We start from the raw sequence: 17,617 nt of genomic DNA, 5'->3' as shown, positions 1-17,617 counted from the left end.
CTTTTTGCTTTTCTGCGCTGGCCGTGTCCTGCGTGCCGGCTGATGAAAAAAGAGGCGCCGAAGCGCCTCACTTGTTTTGTCGCAAGCGCGCGTTCACGCGGTGTGTTGCTTGACGAAATCCTTCACGGCCTGCACGTCGACCTCCATCACTTCGACACGCTGCGGCAGAGCTTCGATGTTCCGCATGCTCTCCGGGCGCCAGGGCTTCTCGCCCAGTGCTTCGATGATGGTTTCCTCGAACTTCGCGGGCAGGGCGGTTTCCAGCACGATGGTCGGGGTGTCGGCGTCGCGGTGTTCCAGCGCGACCTTGATGCCATCCGCCGTGTGGGTGTCGATCATCAGGCCGTAGTCCTTGTACACGCGGCGGATCGTGGCGAGGCGGTCGGCGTGCGAGCTCGAACCCGAGACGAAGCCGAACTCTTCCATGCGTGCCCAGTAAGGCGTGGCGGCGAGGTCGAAGTAGCCGCCTGAATCCACGGCTTTCCACAGATCGGCCACTACCTTCGGATCGCGACCGACCAGGTCGAAGATGAAGCGCTCGAAGTTCGACGCCTTGGAGATGTCCATTGACGGGCTGCTCGTGACCTTCACGTCCGCAGTCTTGCGCGGCTTGTAGGCGCCGGTGCGGAAGAACTCGTCGAGCACGTTGTTCTCGTTGGTGGCGAGAATGAGCTTTCTGATCGGCAGGCCCATCATGCGCGCGATGTGTCCGGCGCAGATGTTGCCGAAATTGCCCGAGGGCACGGCGAACGACACTTCCTGATCGTTGGAAGTCGTCGCGGAGAGGTAACCCTTGAAGTAGTAGATCACCTGCGCGGCCACGCGGCCCCAGTTGATCGAGTTCACTGCGCCGATCTTGTGCTGCGCCTTGAAATCCAGATCGTTGGACACGGCTTTGACGATGTCCTGCGCATCATCGAACATGCCGCGTACGGCGATGTTGAAGATGTTCGCGTCCTGCAGTGAATACATCTGGGCGCGCTGGAAGGCGCTCATGTTCTCGCGCGGCGAGAGCATGAAGACGCGCACGCCACGCTTGCCGCGCATCGCGTATTCGGCGGCCGAACCGGTGTCGCCCGAGGTCGCGCCGAGGATGTTGATTTCCTCACCGCGCTTGGTCAGCACGTACTCGAACAGGTTGCCCAGGAGCTGCATCGCCATGTCCTTGAAGGCGAGCGTCGGGCCGTTCGAGAGTTCCTGCAGGTACAGGTTGTTCTCAAGGCGGCGCAAGGGCGTGATCTGCTTTGCATCCGAATCCGGACGGCCGTTGCAGTAGACCTGCTCGGTGTAGGTCCTGGCGGTCAGCGCGCGCAGGTCGTCCGCCGGAATGTCAGTGGCGAACTTTGACAGGATCGTGAAGGCCAGCTCCGCGTAGCTCATGGAGCGCATGGCGGTGAGTTCGGCGTCGGTGACTTGCGGATATTCGGCCGGCAGCGACAGGCCGCCATCCTGCATCAGACCGCCGAGCAGGATGTCGGAAAATCCGAGTTGCGGGGACTGACCGCGGGTGGAAATGTATTGCATGGTCTGCCTTCCTGCTGCCGGGCGGGGTGTTGCCCGGCGGCTGTTCAGTTGAGTTCTTCGAGGCGGATCTTCGTGACCTTGCCGACGACGGTGCTGAGCCCTTCGATACGCACGATCGCCTCATTGACCTGGCCTTCGATGGCGACATGTGTCAGCAGGATGATGTCGGTCTGCGATTCGCCTTCGCCGGGCTCCTTCTGCAGCATGGCATCAATCGAGATGGCGCCGTCGGCGAGAATGCGGGTGATGTCCGCCAGTACACCGGTCTTGTCCTCGACGCGCATGCGCAGGTAATAGGCGGTCTGCACGGCCTCGATCGGCAGGATCGGCAGATCGACCAGCTTGTCCGCCTGAAAGGCCAGTGCCGGCACGCGATGTTCTGCGCTGGCGGTGGCGAGGCGTGTCACGTCGACCAGGTCGGCGATGACTGCCGAGGCGGTCGGTTCGGCGCCGGCACCCTTACCGTAGTAGAGCGTGGAGCCCACGGCATCGGCTTGTACCAGCACGGCGTTCATCGCGCCTTCCACGTTGGCGATCAGGCGCTTGGCCGGGATCAGGGTCGGGTGTACGCGCAGCTCCACGCCCTGTTCACGTCGGCGGGCGATGCCCAGCAGCTTGATGCGATAGCCCAGTTGCTCGGCGTACTGGATGTCCGCAGCTTCGAGTCTGGTGATGCCTTCGACATAAGCCTTGTCGAACTGCACCGGGATGCCGAAGGCGATGGCCGACATGATGGTGGCCTTGTGCGCGGCGTCGATGCCTTCGATGTCGAAGGTCGGGTCGGCTTCGGCGTAGCCCAGCGCCTGTGCTTCCTTGAGCACGTCGGCGAAGGGCAGCCCCTTGTCGCGCATCTCGGAGAGGATGAAGTTGGTGGTGCCGTTGATGATGCCGGCGATCCATTCGATGCGATTGGCCGAGAGGCCTTCGCGCAGCGCCTTGATGATCGGAATGCCGCCGGCCACGGCGGCTTCGAACGCTACCGTGACGCCCTTGGCCTGGGCTGCAGCGAAGATCTCCTTGCCATGCACGGCGAGGAGCGCCTTGTTGGCGGTGACGACGTGCTTGCCGTTCTCGATGGCAGCCAGCACCAGCTCCTTGGCGACGGTATAGCCGCCAATCAGTTCGATGATGATGTCGATCTCGGGGTCTTTGACGAGCTCGAACGCGTCCGCCGTGACGCGTGCAGCGCCCCCGGTGACCCGGGTGGCCAGCTCGGTGTTGCGGTCAGCTACCGCTGTGATGCGGATCGGGCGCCCCGCGCGACGGGTGATTTCTTCGGCATTGCGCGAGAGAACGGTCCAGGTGCCACCGCCGACGGTGCCGATGCCCAGCAGGCCTACATTGATCGGTTTCATACGAGCTGTTTCTTGAAGTTGTGAGAGAGGATGGAGAAGCCTTCACGGAAATAGAAGGCGTGTGCCCGGTGGCGCTGAACCCCCGAATCCAGGGTGATGCCGTCTGCGCCGCAATGGCGGGCGTGCCGTGCCAGGAGGGCCATCAGTGCCTTGCCGGCGCCGCTGGAACGATGGGCTTCGTCGGTGACGAGGTCATCGACATAGAACTTCACGCCGTTGTAGGTGTCTTCGAAGACTCGCCACACAGCCAGCCCGACGACCCGGGATTCCTGCGTGGCAAGGCTCATTCGTCCGCCACCGGCGAAGACGCGCTGCATCTTGCCGAGGTAGTCTGGCGGCAAGCTGGGGCGAAGCTGTCGGTGGACGGGCTCTGCTGCCGCCAGCCAGCCGGCCTCCGCAATGGCACCGGTTTCGGTGCAGACGTCGATCAGCTCGAACTCAGGCATGGCGTTTCCGGTAGCCGTCGAGGAAACGGGCAATCCGGTTGATGGCTTCGCGCAGATCGTCTTCATGTGGCAGGAAAACGACCCGGAAATGGTCCGGCGTCTTCCAGTTGAAGCCGGTTCCCTGAACCAGCAGTACGCGCTCGGCTTCCAGCAGTTCGAGGATGAACTGCTGGTCGTCCTTGACGGGATACATCTTCGGGTCAAGCCTGGGGAACAGGTAGAGCGCGGCTTTGGGTTTGACGCAGCTGACGCCGGGAATGGAGGTCAGGAGGTCGTGTGCAAGGTCGCGCTGACGGGCCAGGCGGCCGCCCGGACGAACCAGGTCATCAATGCTCTGATAGCCGCCGAGGGCGGTCTGGATCGCGAGCTGGCCCGGCGTGTTGGCGCACAGCCGCATCGAGGCCAGCATGTTGAGCCCCTCGATATAGTCGCGGGCGTGACGCTTCTCGCCGGACACGATCATCCAGCCAGCGCGGTAGCCGCAGGAACGGTAGTTTTTCGACAGGCCGTTGAAAGTCAGGAAGAGCACGTCATCGGCCAGCGAGGCGATGCTCGTGTGGACTGCGCCGTCGTACAGGGTCTTGTCGTAGATCTCGTCGGCGAACACGATGAGCTGATGTTCCCGGGCGATCTGGACGATCTGCTCCAGTATTTCACGCGGATACAGCGCGCCGGTCGGGTTGTTCGGGTTGATGATCACGATGGCCTTGGTGTTGGCCGTGACCTTGGCGCGGATGTCGTTGATGTCTGGCATCCAGTCGGACTGCTCGTCGCACATGTAATGCACCGGCGTGCCGCCGGACAGGGCGACCGCGCCGGTGTAGAGCGGGTAGTCCGGTGCCGGAAGCAGCACTTCGTCACCGGTATTGAGCAATGCATTCATGCCCATCACGATCAGTTCCGAGGCGCCGTTGCCGAGATAGATGTCATCAACCGTGACACCGGCAATGCCCTTCTGCTGGCAGTAATGGACGATCGCCTTGCGCGGTGCGAAGAGGCCCTTCGAATCGGTGTAGCCGGCTGCGGCTGGCAGGTTGCGGATCATGTCCTGCACGATCTCGTCGGGCGGCTCCAGACCGAAGTGGGCGACGTTGCCGATGTTGAGTTTCATGATGCGCTGGCCTTCTTCTTCCATCTGGCGGGCCCGCTCGAGAACGGGGCCACGGATGTCGTAGCAGACATTGGCCAGCTTGGCCGATTTCACCACCGCTCGCGCGGCCGCCGGAGCCGCGCTCTGGCTGTCCGGTTTCGCGATGTGCAGGGTGTGGCCTTGTTTCATGATGAGTGCTCCGGTTTCGGGCGAATCTGCCCGTGAACCCCCTATGATAGCGAAAGGCCGTCAAACGCCGAAATCCGGCCGCACGCGTCGTGTGCCGGTCAATCCGCCTGTACGCTTCAACTTCGGCAGAGAAAATGAGACTGAGCAAGGAAAATGCACCCGGCGTCACCCTGATTGATGCCTACGACAGAGCGTCGGTGAGTGTCGCCGGCAAGGTTTGCGCCGAGCCTGTGCTGATCGGGCCGTCAGTGGGCGTGCTGCCCTGGGCGGCTCGAGGTTTTGATGTGCTGAACGCCGAGGACTTTCTGCCCGTCATCGAACTGCGTCCGGCTGTTGTGCTGATCGGAACAGGTGCGCGCCAGCGCTTTCCCGCGCCGGCAGTGTTGCGTCATCTCATCGAAGCCAGGATCGGCTTCGAGGTCATGGATACCGGTTCTGCCTGCCGGACCTACAACCTGCTGGCGGCGGAGGGGCGTGCGGTCGTTGCGGCACTCCTTGTTGGCGAAAGCATGTAGCGAGACGAATCAAGGGCTTGGGCTCGAGGCTCGTACGACTGTTGCCCGGGCCTGAAAATGCCGATACGCTGGAGTCGTGCCATCAGGGCATCCGATAGCCGGGACAATGACAATGACATCCATGATCGCCCCTGACCTGAGCTTGCCGGCAACCGGCAATACCACGGTGTCGCTCGCTGCGCTGCGCGGCAGGAAGCTTGTGGTCTATTTCTATCCCAAGGACAGTACGCCGGGCTGCACGACGGAGGGCCAGGACTTTGCCCGCCTGCATCCCGAGTTCGTTGCGGCGGGGGCCGAAGTCTTCGGCGTGTCGCGCGACAGCGTGAAGTCGCACGAGAATTTCAGCTGCAAGCAAGGCTTTCCCTTTGCGCTGATTTCCGATCCCGATGAGCAGCTCTGCCAGCTCTTTGGCGTCATGAAGCTCAAGAACATGTACGGCAAGCAGGTGCGAGGCGTTGAGCGCAGTACCTTCGTGTTCGATGCAGAGGGCCGGCTTGTACGTGAATGGCGTGGCGTGAAGGTCAAGGACCACGCTCAGGAAGTGCTCGATTTCGTGAAGGGAGTCTGAGTCAGGATTCCGGCTTGCCCCCGCGCGTAACCCGTTTCCCCGTCACCGGTTCAAACACATGGCCACTCGAAAAAAAGCAGTCACGCCTCCGCCCACGAAGCTGTTTGTACTCGACACCAATGTGCTGATGCACGATCCGACCAGCCTGTACCGGTTTGAAGAGCACGATATCTTCGTTCCGATCATGACGCTGGAAGAGCTGGACAACAACAAGAAGGGGATGTCGGAAGTCGCCCGCAATGCGCGCCAGGCGAGTCGCACGATGGACGAGGTGGTCAGCACCTGCGAGCATCATATCGAGCAGGGGATTCCGCTGGCTGTGCCGTCACGCGGCCTGGCTGCAGGGCGTCTCTATCTTCAGACCGAGGCGATCGATGCCAGGCTGCCGGCCTCGGTGCCTACGGCCAAGGCGGATAACCAGATCCTGGCCGTGGTGATGCATCTCAAGGACAGGCGCGCAGATCGCCATGTCATCCTGGTGTCGAAAGACATCAACATGCGCATCAAGGCGAGAGCGCTCGGGCTGGAGGCGCAGGACTATTTCAACGACAAGGTTCTTGAAGACTCCGATCTGCTGTTTACCGGCATGCGCGAGTTGCCGCCCGATTTCTGGGATACGCACGGTCGCGACATGCAGTCCTGGAAAGAGGGGGGGCGCACCTATTACAAGGTTCGCGGGCCCATGTGTGCCGAGTTGTTCGTCAACGAGCTGGTCTTCCAGGAGGGCGAGAAGCCGCTGTATGCGACGGTCAAGCAGAAGGAAGGTCCGGTTGCCGTCTTCGAGTCCCTGATCGACTTCACCCACCAGAAAAACAACGTCTGGGGAATCGTCGCGCGAAACCGCGAGCAGAACTTCGCCCTGAATCTGCTGATGAATCCGGACATCGATTTTGTGTCCCTGCTCGGCCAGGCGGGCACCGGCAAAACGCTCATGACCCTGGCGGCCGGCCTGACTCAGGTGCTCGAAACCAAGCGCTACGCGGAAATCATCATGACCCGCGTGACGGTTCCGGTAGGTGAGGATATCGGCTTCCTGCCTGGAACGGAGGAGGAGAAGATGGCGCCTTGGATGGGGGCGCTCGAGGATAATCTTGATGTCCTCAACGGCAGTCCGGAAGACGGTGGTGGCTATGGTGGCGAGTGGGGCAGGGCGGCTACGCGCGACCTGATCCGTACGCGCATCAAGGTCAAGAGTCTCAACTTCATGCGTGGCAGGACTTTCCTCAACAAGTTCCTCATCATCGACGAGGCGCAGAACCTGACGTCGAAGCAGATGAAAACACTGATCACGCGCGCCGGTCCGGGGACCAAGGTGGTCTGTCTGGGCAATATCGCCCAGATCGACACGCCTTATCTGACAGAGGGAAGTTCCGGTCTTACCTATGTCGTAGATCGCTTCAAGGGCTGGTCGCATAGCGGCCATATCACCCTGCAGCGCGGGGAGCGTTCGCGTCTCGCGGACTACGCTGCCGAGGCGCTTTGATGCATTCCAGCGATACGGCGCCTTTTTGGGGGCCGTATCGTTGCGAAATGGTGCCATCGGCGGTGATCGGGTGACTGGCGGCGGGGACGCATGGTTTACAGTGTCAAGCCGGGAAGGTTATATTTCGTCACATGCACTTCCTGCCCAAAAGTCTTCTCGTTGCTCTGCTGACGCTCTCCGCTCCGGTTTTTGCCGCTGACGAGGCTGCTCCTGCCGAGGATGCACCGGGCGCTGTGGCGACCCTGATCGACAAGGGGTTTGGATTTCTGGGGATCAAGTACCGTCTTGGGGGCACTGGTCCCGAGGTCGGGGGCTTTGATTGCAGCGGTCTGGTGCGCAAGGTGTTTGGCGATGCGCTGGGTCTGAATCTTCCGCGTACCGCCTCTGAAATGGCCCGTCTGGGTGACAAGATCGGCTCGAAAGATCTGAAGCCGGGCGATCTGGTCTTCTTCAATACGATGCGGCGCACCTTTTCTCATGTGGGTATCTATGTTGGCGACAACAAGTTCCTGCATTCTCCTTCGGCGGGCGGCGTGGTTCGCGTTGAAACGCTGGACAGCACCTACTGGATGAAGCGCTTCAATGGTGCGCGCCGTCTGGTTCCCGATGCCCAGGCAGCCCCTTATTCTCCTGCCATCAAGGCGGTCGAAGGCTCGGGCGGCGAATAGGCTTGCGAGCAAGCTATCTGCGAAAGCCGGCATGCCGGCTTTTTTTGTGTCCGCGCAACCCGGATTGACGGCTTTTCAATTACCCGTCATGTCTGTCTTGATGCGCGCTTGCGTGCTTCGCAAAGGGCGCATGCTAAAATCACGGCTCTTGCGAGCAGGGCATCTACTGACTTGGAAACCATTAAGCCTCAACTTACTTCACTGGTCGAACTGCGGGATCTGCGGTTCGGTTACGGGAATCGTGATGTCCTGCATGGCGTGAACCTGAGTGTTCCGCGTGGCAAGGTTGTGGCCATCATGGGGGGGTCGGGCTGCGGCAAGACCACCTTGATGCGATTGATCGGCGGGCAACTGCGTCCGCGCGGTGGCCAGGCAACCGTGTGCGGTCAGGACGTGTCCGCGCTCGATCGCAAGGGTCTCTACGCGCTGCGTCGGCGGATGAGCATGCTTTTCCAGTTCGGCGCGCTTTTTACCGACATGTCGGTGTTCGACAATGTGGCCTTTCCGATGCGCGAGCATACGGAGCTGTCCGAGCCTGTCATTCGGGATCTGGTTCTGATGAAGCTTCATGCCGTGGGTCTGCGTGGTGCGGCGGGACTCATGCCCAGCGAGCTTTCCGGAGGCATGGCCCGGCGAGTCGCCTTGGCCAGGGCGATCGCGCTGGATCCCGAGCTGATGATGTATGACGAGCCATTTGCCGGGCTCGATCCCATTTCGCTCGGAGTGATCGGGCAGCTCATCCGGCGCCTGAACGATGCGCTGGGCGCGAGCTCCATCGTTGTGACACACGACGTACAGGAGTCGCTGAACATCGTTGATTACATCTATTTCCTGTCAGAAGGAAAGGTTGTTGCAGAGGGGACGCCTGACGAGATCCGCAATTCCCGGGATCCCTGGGTGCATCAGTTCGTGTGGGGCGAGGCCGATGGGCCTGTTCCTTTCCAGTATCCCGCCATGAAATACGAAGAAGCATTGCTCGGGGAACGCTCGTGATTGAATCAGTAGCAGGCTTCCTGCAGCGGCTCGGCGCGCGCGCTATCAATGTTGTCTGGAGAATCGGCTTCGCGGCGAGATTCCTCGCGGCCGTCGTGCTGGCGTCCGGTACCAGTTTCCGTCGCCTCAATCTGACTGTTCGCGAAATCTACTTTTCCGGCGTCCTGTCGCTGGTCATCATCATGGTTTCCGGGTTGTTCGTCGGAATGGTGCTCGGGCTCCAAGGCTATGACACCCTGGCACGCTACGGTTCGGAGGAGGCTCTGGGGGTTCTGGTTTCCCTGTCGCTCGTCCGCGAGCTCGGCCCGGTGGTGGCAGGGCTGTTGTTTGCGAGCCGGGCCGGTTCCGCAATTACGGCAGAGATCGGTTTGATGAAGGCGACCGAGCAACTCGATGCCATGGACATGATGGCTGTGAATCCGCTGGCGCGCGTCGTGGCACCCCGGTTCTGGGGCGGCGTTCTGTCGATGCCGCTTCTGGCGGCACTGTTTTCCGCGATGGGTGTGCTGGGTGGCTACCTCGTCGGGGTCGTGATGATTGGCGCGGACTCCGGCAGTTTCTGGGGACAGATGCAGGCCTCGGTAGACTTCAAGCGCGACATCCTCAACGGCGTGCTGAAAAGTCTTGTTTTCGGTGTGGCGGTATCGTGGGTGGCAGTGTTCGAGGGGTATGACTCCGACGCGACTGCCGAGGGCGTTTCGCGTGCCACCACCCGCACGGTTGTAACCTCGTCTCTGGCCATCCTGGGCCTGGATTTTATTTTGACATCTCTCATGTTCAGGGGCTGAAAATGAAGCGCACGACCATCGACATCTGGGTCGGGATTTTTGTGGTGATCGGGTTTGGAGCGCTGCTGTTTCTGGCGCTGCGAGTCGGCAACCTCGGGTCTGCGAAGATCCGGGAACCTTATGAACTGACGGCCCGCTTCGACAATATCGGCGGCCTCAAACTGCGTGCGCCGGTGAAGAGCGCCGGCGTGGTGGTGGGGCGGATCGAGAAGATCGTCCTCGATTCACATACCTACCAGGCGCTGGTGACCATGCAGATGGACAGCCGCTATCGTTTCCCGGTCGATACCTTCGCCAATATCAACACATCCGGCCTGCTTGGCGAGCAGTACATCGGACTCGAGCCCGGCGGGGACTCCGAGGAGATCCAGCCTGGCGGCACGATCAAGAAAACGCAGTCAGCTGTCGTGCTTGAAAAGCTCATCAGCCAGTTCATGTTCAACGCAGCCGAAGGCAACTCGGCTTCGGGCAGCAAGTAGGCAGCGGAGGCTCCCATGCTCAGGACCTGTCTGTGCGCGGCGTCACTTCTTTTGCTGACGCTTTCGGGCTGTGCCACCACGGCAACGAACCCGGCTGACCCTTGGGAGTCCGTCAACCGCAAGGTCTATGCGGTCAATGATTCGCTGGATCGTTATGCCCTGAGGCCTGTCGCCCAGGGCTACAAAACGGTGGTGCCCCTGCCGCTCAGAACCAATGTGAGCAATTTCTTCGGAAACATCGAAGACGTCTGGACGGGGCTCAACAATCTCCTGCAGGGCAAGCCTCGGGAAGGCGCGAGTGATTTCGGGCGCGTGGCCATCAACTCCACGATCGGCATCCTCGGCCTGTTTGATGTCGCGACCGATATCGGTCTGGAGAAGCATGAGGAAGACCTCGGACAGACGCTGGGCGTCTGGGGAATGGGGCCGGGGCCGTATGTCATGCTGCCCTTGCTGGGTCCCAGCACGGTGCGTGATGCAGGAGGAAGCGTGCCCCGCTATCTGCTGGATCCCTCAAGCGAGATCAGCCGCATTCCCTTGCGCAACTCGGTTACCGCTCTGAAGCTGGTGAATGCCCGTGCGCAATTGATCGGGGCGGACTCGGCACTCGATGAGGCGGCGCTTGACCGCTATGGCTACCTCCGGGATTTCTATCTCAAGAGTCGCCAGAGCCAGATCTTTGACGGCCATCCGCCGCGTGAAAAAGACGATTACTACGAATAACCCCCTTCGGACTGGAGTCTGGAAATGAAACTGTTCAAAACCGCTTTCGCTCTGCTGTTCTCGCTGAATGCCTGCTTCGCGCTGGCCCAGGAAGCGCCTGACGTACTGGCCAAGCGCGTCATGACCGAGGTCATCGAGATCGTCAAGTCCGACAAGGCGATCCAGGCCGGTGACCAGAAACGCATTGCTGAACTCGTTGATGCCAAGGTGCTGCCGTACTTCGACTTCAAGCACATGACTGCGCTCGCCATGGGCCGTGAATGGCGCTCGGCAACGCCTGAGCAGCGGGATGCGGTGACGGCCGAGTTCAAGACCCTGCTGGTTCGCAGCTATTCGAACGCACTCTCCCAGTACAAGAATCAGGTCATCGACTTCAAGCCCTTGCGCATGAAGCCGGAAGATACCGATGTCATCGTGCGGACGGAGGTCCGGCAGGCAGGAGCCAAGCCGGTGGCGATCGACTATCAGATGGACAAGCGCGAGGGGGCCTGGAAGGTCTACGACGTGATGGTCGCCGGCGTGAGCCTGGTGACGAATTATCGCGAAACCTTCTCGCAGGAAATCAAGTCCGGCGGCATCGATGCCCTGGTCAAGAGCCTGAAGGAAAAGAACGGCGAGGCAGTCAAGAAGTGATCAGCCTGCAAGATGATCAGATCCGGGTCGAAGGCGACTTCAACCAGCAGACGATTCCCGCGTTGATCGCGCAGGGCGAGGACATGGTGCGTGCAGGGGCCGGCGTCATCAACTTGGCCGCCGTTGACGCCGTGGATTCATCCGCGGTTGCTGCCGTGCTGGGATGGATGCGGCTCGCACGGGCGTCCGGGCGCGAATTGCGCGTTACGGCTGCGCCGGCAGCGTTTCGCAGTCTCTCCGACCTGTATGGCGTGAGCGGATTCATTTTCCAGGAAAGTGACGATAGCAACCGTGCCGGTGTCTGATACCCCAGCCATTGAGATTCGCGGGGCCGTCAAGCATTTCGGTTCGCTGAGTGCGCTTGCCGGTGTCGATCTGGAGATTCGCCCCGGAGAGTTCTTCGGCTTGCTCGGTCCCAACGGGGCCGGCAAGACGACCCTGATTTCCTCGATGGCCGGGCTGCAGCGGCTCAGTTCCGGCAGCATCCGGGTGATGGGGCATGACGTCGTCGAGGACTATCGCGAGGCGCGTCGTGCGCTCGGCGTCGTGCCGCAGGAGCTGGTATTTGATCCGTTCTTTTCCGTGCGCGAGATGCTGCGAATCCAGTCCGGATATTTCGGCCTGCGCCGGAATGACGACTGGATTGACGAGCTTCTGGTGAGCCTTGACCTGATGCCCAAGGCAGAAACCAACATGCGCCAGCTCTCTGGCGGCATGAAGCGTCGCGTGCTGGTTGCGCAGGCCCTGGTACACCGGCCGCCGGTGATCGTGCTCGACGAGCCCACGGCGGGCGTGGATGTGGAACTGCGTCAGACCTTGTGGCAGTTCATCCGGAAGCTCAATGCGGACGGTCATACCATTGTGCTGACGACGCACTATCTTGAAGAGGCGGAAGAGCTCTGCGGGCGGATCGCGATGCTCAAGGCGGGACGTGTCATCGCACTGGATTCCACCGTCAATATTCTGGGGCGGGTCAGTCAGCACACCCTGAAACTCCGCGTGAGCGACATGAACAGTTTGCCTGACTCGCTGGCGCCACTGGGCGCTCGCCTGGAAGACAGCGTATTGCGTTTCCCGCTTGAGACGCATGCACGCGTCGAGGGCATTCTGGCGGCCGTGCGTGAAGCGGGAGCCGTGATCACTGAAGTTGAAATCGCGAAACCCGATCTGGAACACGCGTTTGTTGAAATCATGCGTGGAGAAGGTTTGTGAGCGCGTTTCGTACCCTGCTCTACAAGGAAACCCTGCGTTTCTGGAAAGTGAGTTTCCAGACCGTCGGGGCGCCCGTACTCACGGCCGTGCTCTACCTGATGATCTTCGGCCATGTGCTTGAAGGGCGTCTTCAGCCCTACGAGGGCGTGAGCTACACCAGCTTCCTGATCCCCGGGCTGGTCATGATGAGCGTGTTGCAGAATGCCTTTGCCAACAGCTCGTCCTCGCTCATCCAGAGCAAGATCACCGGCAATATCGTATTCGTGCTGCTGCCGCCGATTTCCTGGGCCGAGTTCTATGCAGCCTATGTCATCGCTTCGATCGTGCGTGGCGTGGTCGTGGGGGCCGGCGTCTGGCTGGCGTCGCTGATCTTCGGTTCGCCAGTGGTTGCGCATCCGGTGTGGGCGCTGGTTTTCGTGCTGCTGGGCGGTGCCATCCTCGGCACGCTGGGCGTGGTTGCCGGGATCTGGGCTGACAAGTTCGATCAGCTGGCGGCCTTCCAGAACTTCCTGATCATGCCGCTGACCATGCTCTCCGGCGTGTTCTATTCCATCCATTCCCTGCCGCCGTTCTGGCAGGCTGTTTCCCATCTGAATCCGTTCTTTTTCATGATTGACGGTTTCCGGTACGGGGTGTTCGGCATGTCTGACGCTTCGCCCTGGCTCAGCCTCTCGATTGTCGGGTCAGCCTTGCTGGCCCTGGCGGTCGTGAGTCTTTCCATGCTGCGCAGTGGCTACAAATTGAGAGGTTGAAAGATGTTTCCCGCAAGTGAAATCAAGCGTCTGATCGAGCAGGGGCTGCCCTGCGAAGAAGTCGTCATCGAAGGTGATGACGGCGTGCACTTTTCCGGCATCGTGGTCAGCGCAGAGTTCGAGGGCAAGTTGCGTGTGCGCCAGCATCAGGCCGTTTACGCCACCCTTGGCGCCCTGATGGGGAACGAGATTCATGCGCTGCAGTTGCAGACCTTCACGCCCGCACAGTGGGCTGAGTTCCAGAAGACACTCTGAGTTGACGATCCATGGACAAGCTCCTGATTGAAGGCGGCACCCGCCTCGCTGGCGAAGTCAGCATTTCCGGTGCAAAGAACGCTGCGCTGCCGCTGCTGTGTGCAGCATTGCTGACCGACGAACCGGTGACCTTCACCAATGTGCCGCGTCTCAATGACATCGGCACCTTGCTGAAGCTGCTGGCTGACATGGGCATGAAGATCGAACGCAGCGACGATTCGGTCACGCTGCAGGCCGCGCACATCACCAAGCCGGAAGCCTCGTACGAACTGGTCAAGACCATGCGGGCCTCCATTCTCGTGCTATGCCCGCTCGTGGCCCGTTTCGGGGAAGCCAAGGTGAGTCTGCCGGGAGGATGCGCGATCGGCGCACGTCCGGTGGATCAGCACATCAAGGGTCTTCAGGCCATGGGAGCGGAGGTCGCGGTCGAACACGGTTATGTGCTGGCGAAGTCTCCGCGTCTCAAGGGGGCCCGACTGTTTACCGACATGGTGACTGTGACCGGCACGGAAAACCTCATGATGGCGGCATGTCTGGCCGATGGGGAGACCGTGATCGAGAACGCCGCCCGCGAGCCCGAGGTTGTCGATCTGGCGAACTGCCTGATCGCAATGGGTGCCCAGATTTCAGGAGCCGGCACGGATGTGATCCGCATTCGCGGCGTCAGCAGGATGCATGGCACCACCCACCGGATCATGCCGGACCGCATCGAGACCGGTACCTATCTTTGTGCCGCAGCGGTCACCGGCGGAGACGTCCGTCTGCTGAATACCTCCTCAGCCTACCTCGACGCCGTGGTGGACAAGCTCATGGATGCCGGCTGCGAAGTGAATTCCGAACGCAACGCCATCCATATCCGCGCGCCCGAGCGTCTGCGTGCGGTGAGTCTGCGCACGTCTCCCTATCCTGCCTTTCCGACCGACATGCAGGCGCAATTCATGGCGCTCAACTGCGTGGCCGAAGGTGCTGCAGTGATTCGCGAAACCATCTTTGAAAACCGCTACATGCATGCGGTGGAACTGCAGCGTCTGGGCGCCAACATCCGTATCGATGGCAGCACCGCCTTCGTCACGGGTGTGCGCAAGCTGCAGGGCGCTACCGTGATGGCCACCGACCTGCGTGCGTCGGCGAGCCTGGTCATCGCCGGACTGGTCGCCGAAGGCGAGACGACGGTCGAGCGGATCTACCACCTTGACCGTGGCTACGAAAAACTCGAGTCGAAGCTTGCAGCGCTGGGCGCCCGCGTGCGTCGCCTGAACTGAGGATCTAGAAGCGTGAGTGGAAACACAGGTATTACCCTGGCCCTGTCAAAAGGGCGCATCTTCGAAGAAACGCTGCCTCTGCTGGCAGCCGCGGGCATCGAGCCGGTCGAGAATCCGGAAAGCTCGCGCAAGCTGATCATCGCGACGAACCGGCCGGACGTTCGTCTCGTCATCGTGCGTGCGTCGGATACGCCGACTTATGTTCAGTATGGCGCTGCGGATCTCGGTATCGCGGGCAAGGACGTACTCATCGAGCATGGCGGAGCCGGGCTGTATCAGCCGGTGGACCTCGCCATTGCCAAATGCCGGATGAGCGTTGCCGTGCCCGAGCATTTCGATTACGCCGCTGCCGTGCAGCGCGGTGCCCGTATCCGCGTGGCATCGAAGTACATCAACATTGCCCGCGATCATTTCGCTGCCAAGGGCATGCATATCGATCTCATCAAGCTCTATGGCTCGATGGAGCTTGCTCCGCTGGTGGGGCTAGCCGATGCGATCGTTGATCTGGTGTCTACCGGCGGCACGCTGCGCGCCAACAAGCTGCGCGAGGTGGAAGAAATCATGCAGATCAGCTCGCGGCTGATCGTCAATCAGGCTGCACTCAAGGTCAAACGCGACTTGCTGCAGCCCGTCATCGAAGCCTTTGCCGGAGCGGTGAAGTCATGAAACTGCGTCGCATGCATTCGGACAGTCCGGCGTTTCTCGCCGAACTCGACGCCTTGCTGGCCTTCGATAACGGAACCGATGCGAGCGTCGATGCGGCGGTGACCGAAGTGCTGGCGGCCGTACGTCAGCGCGGAGACGCTGCGGTGCTGGACTACACCCGGCGTTTTGACCGGCTCGATGTCGGCAGCATGGCGGGGCTCGAGATGTCTCGCGATGCGCTGCATGCCGCACTCGACGGTCTGCCGGCGGATCAGCGCAGTGCGCTCGATTGCGCTGCCGAGCGCGTACGCAGTTATCACGAGAAGCAGTTGCTGGAATCCTGGAGCTATACCGAGCAGAGTGGTACTCGTCTCGGGCAGAAGGTGACAGCGCTGGACCGGGCAGGGCTCTATGTGCCGGGTGGCAAGGCGAGCTATCCCAGCTCTGTGCTGATGAATGCCATTCCGGCCAAGGTTGCCGGCGTGCGCGAGCTGATCATGGTGACCCCCACGCCTGCCGGAGAAAAAAATCCGCTGGTGCTCGCTGCAGCCGCGATTGCCGGTGTGGATCGTGTATTCACCATTGGTGGCGCACAGGCTGTGGCAGCCCTCGCGTATGGCACGGAGAGTATTCCGCAGGTCGACAAGATCGTCGGCCCGGGCAATGCCTATGTGGCCGAAGCCAAGCGCCGCGTATTCGGTACCGTCGGCATCGACATGGTGGCCGGGCCGAGCGAAGTCCTGATCATTTCGGATGGCACGGGCAATCCGGACTGGGTGGCGATGGATCTGTTCGCCCAGGCCGAGCATGACGAAGTCGCCCAATCGATCCTGCTTTGCACCAGCGCGAGTTTCATCGAAGAGGTGGCGGATTCGATTGCACGACTGCTTCCCGACATGCCGCGGAAAGACATCATTGCTGCCTCGCTGGCCAATCGCGGTGCGCTGATCAAGGTGGCAAGCCTGGACGAAGCCTGCGAGATCGCCAACCGGATCGCGCCCGAGCATCTGGAACTGGCCATCGAGCACGCCGAGCCCTGGGTCGAGAAGATCCGTCATGCAGGTGCCATTTTCGTGGGCCACAGTTCGGTCGAGTCCCTCGGGGATTACTGCGCGGGCCCCAATCATGTGCTGCCGACAATGCGCAGCGCGCGGTTTTCGTCGCCGCTGGGAGTGTATGACTTCCAGAAACGCACCAGCATCATTCATATGTCATCCCGGGGGGCTGCGGAACTCGCGCCGGTGGCGGCTACCCTTGCCTATGGCGAGGGGCTGCAGGCGCACGCGAAATCGGCCGAGTATCGCAAGTGAGCCTCGAACTCATCACGCCTGACTGGCCGGCTCCCGCAAGGGTAAAAGCCCTGTCGACAACCCGCCTCGGGGGCCTGAGTGGTGGTTCGTACGCGTCACTCAATCTGGCAGCGCATGTCGGTGACGTCGCTGGAGACGTCGAGCGCAATCGTGCCATCCTGGGCGAGCGTCTGCCGATGGAGCCGCTCTGGCTCGAGCAGGTGCATGGCGCCACGGTGGTGAATGCCGCAAGTACCTGTCCGGGCGCGCAGGCTGACGCCAGTGTGGCGCGCATGGCCTGGCGCATCTGCTCTGTCATGACAGCGGATTGTCTGCCGGTGCTGTTCTGCGATGAGGCCGGTACAGCGGTGGGGGCCGCACACGCCGGCTGGCGCGGGCTGGCCGCGGGCGTACTCGAAAACACGGTTCAGGCGATGAAGGTGCCCGCCGGGTCTGTCCTGGCCTGGCTTGGCCCTGCAATCTCGCAGGCGGCCTTCGAAGTGGGCGATGAAGTGCGCGAGGCTTTCATCGGACATCTGCCGGAAACCGCTGTGGCGTTCCTGCCGGGCCGGGAGAAGGGCAAGTGGCAGGCCGATCTCTATCAGCTCGCTCGCATCCGGCTGGCGGCGATCGGCGTGGTGCGCCTCTATGGCGGCACCCGCTGTACGTTCCGGGAGTCCGGCGTGTTTTTCTCGGCACGACGGGATGGCACCCGAAGCGGGCGACAGGCCTCGATGATCTGGCTCGA

Annotated in this window: 21 protein-coding genes; 17 read left to right on the top strand and 4 right to left on the bottom strand. The window is 61.4% G+C overall.

Going from position 1 to position 17,617, the window contains the following annotated elements; genetic code table 11:
* Positions 1-93: 93 nt before the first annotated feature.
* From thrC to ABDB87_RS01590, 4 genes are read right to left on the bottom strand one after another with little or no spacing between them, the layout of a single operon-like run.
* Positions 94-1,524 carry a threonine synthase gene (gene thrC, locus ABDB87_RS01605; protein ID WP_345923476.1) on the bottom strand — a complete coding sequence of 477 codons (1,431 nt, stop codon included), beginning with the start codon at positions 1,522-1,524 and terminating at the stop codon, positions 94-96.
* A gap of 44 nt (positions 1,525-1,568) precedes the next feature.
* On the bottom strand, positions 1,569-2,879 hold the full coding sequence (locus tag ABDB87_RS01600) for a homoserine dehydrogenase (RefSeq protein WP_345923474.1): 1,311 nt from the start codon (positions 2,877-2,879) through the stop codon (positions 1,569-1,571).
* Positions 2,876-3,325, bottom strand: coding sequence for a GNAT family N-acetyltransferase (locus ABDB87_RS01595; RefSeq protein ID WP_345923472.1), 450 nt, complete (start codon positions 3,323-3,325; stop codon positions 2,876-2,878). The genes ABDB87_RS01600 and ABDB87_RS01595 overlap by 4 nt, the downstream gene beginning before the upstream one ends.
* The gene (locus ABDB87_RS01590; protein ID WP_345923470.1) at positions 3,318-4,604 is read right to left on the bottom strand and encodes a pyridoxal phosphate-dependent aminotransferase; all 1,287 of its coding nucleotides are present in this window, start codon (positions 4,602-4,604) and stop codon (positions 3,318-3,320) included. Before ABDB87_RS01590 ends, ABDB87_RS01595 begins: the two co-directional genes overlap by 8 nt.
* 134 nt (positions 4,605-4,738) lie before the next feature.
* Between ABDB87_RS01590 and ABDB87_RS01585 the strand changes: the two genes are divergently transcribed.
* The 17 genes from ABDB87_RS01585 to pgeF all read left to right on the top strand — a co-directional run.
* Positions 4,739-5,119, top strand: coding sequence for an Mth938-like domain-containing protein (locus tag ABDB87_RS01585; RefSeq protein ID WP_345923468.1), 381 nt, complete (start codon positions 4,739-4,741; stop codon positions 5,117-5,119).
* Between the two features lie 112 nt (positions 5,120-5,231).
* Positions 5,232-5,687 (top strand): peroxiredoxin, encoded by a 456-nt coding sequence (locus ABDB87_RS01580; RefSeq protein WP_345923465.1) that lies wholly within the window; start codon positions 5,232-5,234, stop codon positions 5,685-5,687.
* A gap of 58 nt (positions 5,688-5,745) precedes the next feature.
* Positions 5,746-7,170, top strand: coding sequence for a PhoH family protein (locus ABDB87_RS01575; protein ID WP_345923463.1), 1,425 nt, complete (start codon positions 5,746-5,748; stop codon positions 7,168-7,170).
* A 131-nt stretch (positions 7,171-7,301) separates the two neighbouring features.
* Complete coding sequence (locus ABDB87_RS01570; RefSeq protein WP_345923461.1) at positions 7,302-7,838, top strand: C40 family peptidase; 537 nt, start codon at positions 7,302-7,304, stop codon at positions 7,836-7,838.
* Between the two features lie 171 nt (positions 7,839-8,009).
* The gene (locus tag ABDB87_RS01565; RefSeq protein WP_345923459.1) at positions 8,010-8,831 is read left to right on the top strand and encodes an ABC transporter ATP-binding protein; all 822 of its coding nucleotides are present in this window, start codon (positions 8,010-8,012) and stop codon (positions 8,829-8,831) included.
* Complete coding sequence (gene mlaE / locus ABDB87_RS01560; protein WP_345924661.1) at positions 8,831-9,619, top strand: lipid asymmetry maintenance ABC transporter permease subunit MlaE; 789 nt, start codon at positions 8,831-8,833, stop codon at positions 9,617-9,619. Before ABDB87_RS01565 ends, mlaE begins: the two co-directional genes overlap by 1 nt.
* 2 nt (positions 9,620-9,621) lie before the next feature.
* Positions 9,622-10,098, top strand: a complete 477-nt coding sequence (mlaD, locus tag ABDB87_RS01555) for an outer membrane lipid asymmetry maintenance protein MlaD (RefSeq protein WP_345923457.1) — start codon at positions 9,622-9,624, stop codon at positions 10,096-10,098.
* A 15-nt stretch (positions 10,099-10,113) separates the two neighbouring features.
* Positions 10,114-10,821 carry an MlaA family lipoprotein gene (locus ABDB87_RS01550; RefSeq protein ID WP_345923455.1) on the top strand — a complete coding sequence of 236 codons (708 nt, stop codon included), beginning with the start codon at positions 10,114-10,116 and terminating at the stop codon, positions 10,819-10,821.
* A 24-nt stretch (positions 10,822-10,845) separates the two neighbouring features.
* Positions 10,846-11,454: an MlaC/ttg2D family ABC transporter substrate-binding protein gene (locus ABDB87_RS01545; protein WP_345923453.1), complete on the top strand. Its 609-nt coding sequence runs from the start codon at positions 10,846-10,848 to the stop codon at positions 11,452-11,454.
* A complete protein-coding gene (locus ABDB87_RS01540) occupies positions 11,451-11,759 on the top strand; it encodes an STAS domain-containing protein (RefSeq protein ID WP_345923451.1) in 309 nt (102 codons plus the stop codon). The genes ABDB87_RS01545 and ABDB87_RS01540 overlap by 4 nt, the downstream gene beginning before the upstream one ends.
* Positions 11,752-12,666 carry an ABC transporter ATP-binding protein gene (locus ABDB87_RS01535; protein ID WP_345923449.1) on the top strand — a complete coding sequence of 305 codons (915 nt, stop codon included), beginning with the start codon at positions 11,752-11,754 and terminating at the stop codon, positions 12,664-12,666. Before ABDB87_RS01540 ends, ABDB87_RS01535 begins: the two co-directional genes overlap by 8 nt.
* Positions 12,663-13,418, top strand: a complete 756-nt coding sequence (locus tag ABDB87_RS01530; protein WP_345923447.1) for an ABC transporter permease — start codon at positions 12,663-12,665, stop codon at positions 13,416-13,418. The genes ABDB87_RS01535 and ABDB87_RS01530 overlap by 4 nt, the downstream gene beginning before the upstream one ends.
* A gap of 3 nt (positions 13,419-13,421) precedes the next feature.
* Complete coding sequence (locus ABDB87_RS01525; protein WP_345923445.1) at positions 13,422-13,673, top strand: BolA family protein; 252 nt, start codon at positions 13,422-13,424, stop codon at positions 13,671-13,673.
* 11 nt (positions 13,674-13,684) lie between these two features.
* Entirely contained in the window at positions 13,685-14,935 is a 1,251-nt protein-coding gene (gene murA / locus ABDB87_RS01520; RefSeq protein ID WP_345923444.1) for a UDP-N-acetylglucosamine 1-carboxyvinyltransferase, read from the top strand.
* Between the two features lie 12 nt (positions 14,936-14,947).
* Positions 14,948-15,601 carry an ATP phosphoribosyltransferase gene (gene hisG / locus ABDB87_RS01515; RefSeq protein ID WP_385918431.1) on the top strand — a complete coding sequence of 218 codons (654 nt, stop codon included), beginning with the start codon at positions 14,948-14,950 and terminating at the stop codon, positions 15,599-15,601.
* Entirely contained in the window at positions 15,598-16,890 is a 1,293-nt protein-coding gene (gene hisD / locus ABDB87_RS01510; protein WP_345923443.1) for a histidinol dehydrogenase, read from the top strand. Before hisG ends, hisD begins: the two co-directional genes overlap by 4 nt.
* On the top strand, positions 16,887-17,617 hold a 731-nt coding region (gene pgeF, locus ABDB87_RS01505), incomplete at its 3' end, for a peptidoglycan editing factor PgeF (RefSeq protein ID WP_345923442.1). The genes hisD and pgeF, both read left to right, overlap by 4 nt.

Source organism: Uliginosibacterium paludis, from assembly GCF_039631355.1.
GTDB classification, from domain to species: domain Bacteria; phylum Pseudomonadota; class Gammaproteobacteria; order Burkholderiales; family Rhodocyclaceae; genus Uliginosibacterium; species Uliginosibacterium paludis.
Note: the sequence above shows the minus strand (reverse complement) of the source record. Positions and strands in the feature narration are given on the sequence as shown.

What these genes read in the sequence shown, in the direction of transcription:
- ABDB87_RS01575 (WP_345923463.1), top strand. Translation starts at nt 5,746, where the DNA reads ATGGCCACTCGAAAAAAAGCAGTCACGCCTCCGCCCACGAAGCTGTTT.
- ABDB87_RS01600 (WP_345923474.1), bottom strand. Translation starts at nt 2,879, where the DNA reads ATGAAACCGATCAATGTAGGCCTGCTGGGCATCGGCACCGTCGGCGGT.
- ABDB87_RS01545 (WP_345923453.1), top strand. Translation starts at nt 10,846, where the DNA reads ATGAAACTGTTCAAAACCGCTTTCGCTCTGCTGTTCTCGCTGAATGCC.
- ABDB87_RS01590 (WP_345923470.1), bottom strand. Translation starts at nt 4,604, where the DNA reads ATGAAACAAGGCCACACCCTGCACATCGCGAAACCGGACAGCCAGAGC.
- ABDB87_RS01525 (WP_345923445.1), top strand. Translation starts at nt 13,422, where the DNA reads ATGTTTCCCGCAAGTGAAATCAAGCGTCTGATCGAGCAGGGGCTGCCC.
- thrC (WP_345923476.1), bottom strand. Translation starts at nt 1,524, where the DNA reads ATGCAATACATTTCCACCCGCGGTCAGTCCCCGCAACTCGGATTTTCC.
- ABDB87_RS01580 (WP_345923465.1), top strand. Translation starts at nt 5,232, where the DNA reads ATGACATCCATGATCGCCCCTGACCTGAGCTTGCCGGCAACCGGCAAT.
- murA (WP_345923444.1), top strand. Translation starts at nt 13,685, where the DNA reads ATGGACAAGCTCCTGATTGAAGGCGGCACCCGCCTCGCTGGCGAAGTC.
- ABDB87_RS01570 (WP_345923461.1), top strand. Translation starts at nt 7,302, where the DNA reads ATGCACTTCCTGCCCAAAAGTCTTCTCGTTGCTCTGCTGACGCTCTCC.
- ABDB87_RS01595 (WP_345923472.1), bottom strand. Translation starts at nt 3,325, where the DNA reads ATGCCTGAGTTCGAGCTGATCGACGTCTGCACCGAAACCGGTGCCATT.
- hisD (WP_345923443.1), top strand. Translation starts at nt 15,598, where the DNA reads ATGAAACTGCGTCGCATGCATTCGGACAGTCCGGCGTTTCTCGCCGAA.
- ABDB87_RS01550 (WP_345923455.1), top strand. Translation starts at nt 10,114, where the DNA reads ATGCTCAGGACCTGTCTGTGCGCGGCGTCACTTCTTTTGCTGACGCTT.
- mlaD (WP_345923457.1), top strand. Translation starts at nt 9,622, where the DNA reads ATGAAGCGCACGACCATCGACATCTGGGTCGGGATTTTTGTGGTGATC.
- ABDB87_RS01585 (WP_345923468.1), top strand. Translation starts at nt 4,739, where the DNA reads ATGAGACTGAGCAAGGAAAATGCACCCGGCGTCACCCTGATTGATGCC.